1 protein-coding gene is annotated in these 1,217 nt (G+C 65.0%); it reads right to left on the minus strand.

Annotated features, from left to right (window positions below):
* On the minus strand, positions 1–1,003 hold a 1,003-nt coding region (locus HMPREF0591_RS29850; protein WP_007172620.1), incomplete at its 3' end, for an IS110 family RNA-guided transposase.
* Positions 1,004–1,217 lie beyond the last annotated feature (214 nt).

Below are 1,217 nucleotides of genomic sequence, written 5' to 3' on the forward strand. Positions count from 1 at the left end.
CTACTCGGGCCAGGCGGCGTTTGAGACAGCGCAGGGCCTCGACGGTCGAGTTGCCGGCGGCGAGACGGCTGCGGTAATAGGCCCGTCCGAGGCCATCGAGACGGATCTGAGTGACGGCGATGCGATGTAGGGCTGCGTTGAGTTGACGGTTGCCGGTGCGGGTCATCCGGACCCGGCCGGCGCTGTTGCCTGACCACACCGGGATCGGGGCCACGCCGCTGTGACGGGCGAATGCAGCTTCGCTTTTGAAGCGGGTGACCCCAGCGGTTTCGCCGATGATCTTGGCCGCGGTCAGCTCGCCACACCCGGGCATGGCCAGCAGTGCCGGAGCAACCGCGCGGACACGCTCGCTGATCCGTTTAGCCAAAGCATTGATGGCCTCGGTGAGCCGGGCGATGTCGGCCAGCTCATCGCGGGCCAGCTCGGCGACCAGACCGGGCTGGGCGGCCAACCAGTCCCCGAGCAACTTGCGGTGCTTGGCCAGATCCAGCGAGGCCGGTTTCGGCGCCCGGCTCGGATCAAGTTCGTGCACTCTCCACAAAAGCCGGTTGATCGCTGAAGTGCGCTGCCCGACAAGGTCTTCGCGTCGATCCACGAGGAGCTTCAACTCCCGCGATACCTCGTCATGGGAGGCCACCGGAAGATCGGGTTCACGCAGGTAAGCCCGCGCCACAGCCAACGCGTCGATCGGATCGGACTTGCCTCGCGTGCGCGCCGAGGCCCGAGTCTGAGCCATCAACTTCGGCGGGACCCGCACCACCTTCTGATCAGCACTCAACAGATCACGCTCTAACCGGGCCGACAAGTGTCGGCAATCCTCGATCGCCCACACCAGCTCGACACCGAACTGAGAGCGCGCCCATCGGATCGCCTGGCGATGCCCTACGGTCGTGGCCTCGACGACCTTCTCGCCAAGTTTGCGGCCCACCTCGTCGACGGCGACGAAAGTATGCGTGCGCTTGTGCACATCGGCTCCAACAACAACCATGGTGGTTGCCTCCATTCACTGTGAGGTGACGGTTGGGCCGGTCGGCGGACACATCTCAGTGGGGGCGACGCCACGCTCCTATCAAGTCACGCCGGCCGGTCCTTCACACCTGATGCCGACAAAACGCATGCATGCCAACCCCAAGGCGGCACCGAGGCTAAGAGCCAGACACCAGGTGATCAGGATCCAACCACCGCGATACGCGGTGACCTCAACCCTGACACTGACC

The organism is Mycobacterium parascrofulaceum ATCC BAA-614, from assembly GCF_000164135.1.
Taxonomy (GTDB): Bacteria; Actinomycetota; Actinomycetes; order Mycobacteriales; family Mycobacteriaceae; genus Mycobacterium; species Mycobacterium parascrofulaceum.